Source organism: Neisseria basseii (assembly GCF_962707005.1).
Classification (GTDB): domain Bacteria; phylum Pseudomonadota; class Gammaproteobacteria; order Burkholderiales; family Neisseriaceae; genus Neisseria; species Neisseria bergeri.
The window spans coordinates 1-1,502 of record NZ_CAUIXH010000046.1 but is presented as its reverse complement, the minus strand read 5'-3'; the positions used below and the strand labels follow the sequence as shown (position 1 = coordinate 1,502).

General features: G+C 34.9%; 2 protein-coding genes and 1 pseudogene. All 3 read right to left on the bottom strand.

Annotation, left to right across the window (positions count from 1 at the left end):
* Positions 1–127 (bottom strand): annotated as a pseudogene (locus tag Q9I99_RS11620) (RHS repeat-associated core domain-containing protein); the annotation flags it as partial.
* Between the two features lie 208 nt (positions 128–335).
* Positions 336–890 carry a hypothetical protein gene (locus Q9I99_RS11180; protein WP_301667552.1) on the bottom strand — a complete coding sequence of 185 codons (555 nt, stop codon included), beginning with the start codon at positions 888–890 and terminating at the stop codon, positions 336–338.
* A gap of 24 nt (positions 891–914) precedes the next feature.
* Positions 915–1,502: RHS repeat-associated core domain-containing protein (locus Q9I99_RS11175; protein WP_301667553.1), on the bottom strand; the 588-nt coding region annotated here is incomplete at its 5' end.

The following is a 1,502-nucleotide window of genomic DNA, read 5'->3' as shown; positions in this document are numbered from 1 at the left end:
CCAGTTGGTCATGCAGATCGTAGAAGTAGTTCTGCACTTCGCCGTCGGCCAGCTCGCGGTGGATCAGGTTGCCGAAGCCGTCGTAGTAATAGGTCGTGCCGTTGTAGGTTTTCAGGCGGTTGTCGGATGCAGTTTTGGCTTGGATTGTTATGGAAAAAATATTTTAGACGACCTCGAAAAAGGATTGAGGTCGTCTGAAAAATAGAAACCGCGTGCGTACCGCACACACCCTACGTCGGGATTGGAGATTTCATGCGAATTGCGGCTTGCTTTCGTTATATCTAATGATGCGGAGCAACTTAGTTTTAAAAAGGGAACAACGTTTGTAAGAAAAACTATGATTTACTAATTTTTTTTAATAGTTTAGTAATATTTTCTTTTTCGCTTTGATTAATTTCAGAATTATCTTGATAGTCTAAAAGCATAAAATATAACATATCTAAATAATTACACTTGGCTATTTTTTTATCTAACTCTTTTTTAATATCTAAGATATATTTTAGTCTTTCAGGTTTATTAATTAATAAATATCGAATAATAAATCTTCCTATTTCGCAAGCCACTGAACTTTCATAAAGCTCAGACGCTGAAGTAATCTTATTTATTAATTTAAACCTTTTAGCCTTAGTTATTTGGGAAAAGTCAAGATCTGAACTTTCTAGGGTAATAATAAATTCCCAAAGCCCCCTATTTTGGATTATTTTTTTATTACTGAGGAGGTGATATATAAAAAAGAATGTATCGTTATCAATAGTAGGTTGAAATCTTGTGCTATCTAAGTTTAGAGAAATATATTCCAAAGCATCTTGTAAATCCTTTTTATTTTCTAATGAGTATAAATATTTAATTATTTCTAGATTGCTCATTGCATTAATTATTTTATAGTTCATTTTCATAGTCTTTATATTTTAAAATTATGGCAATGCTAAACTACCAGCTCCTGCTACGGGGGTGGCAACAAATGATATAGCAACAGCTCTTACAATTTTATACCCTATGTAGATTGCAGCGGCAGTTCCCGCTGCTTTCCCCACAGTTTTCAAATTTTCTTGAGTTTGACTATTAGTCACTGAAGAAGGTGAGGTACATCTACCAGGGGCTGGTGGAGGTAAATCATCGCAATTATCATTTAACCATTGTTTATGTTTTTGCAAAGTTTCTTTAAGTTGTTCAACTAGTTGAATATGTCCTTCAACTGAATCTCTAGGCTTCATACCAGGTTTCTGCTTATATGGTAAATTTCCAGGATTAGCTTTGATTTCTTGATTTCTTTTAATAATATCATTTTCTATATTGCTAATCTTTTTACGTCTAGCAATACAATCAGGATGGTTAAATGCAAATTTATTTTTTAATCCCAACGGGTCAACCCACCACTTTACATTCGGTGCAAACTGATAAACGTTAAAGCCGCCTTCCAACCCAATCGGATCCTGATTCACAAACCGCCCGATGTTCGGTTCGTAATACCTGAAGAAATTGTAATGCAGCCCCGTCTCACG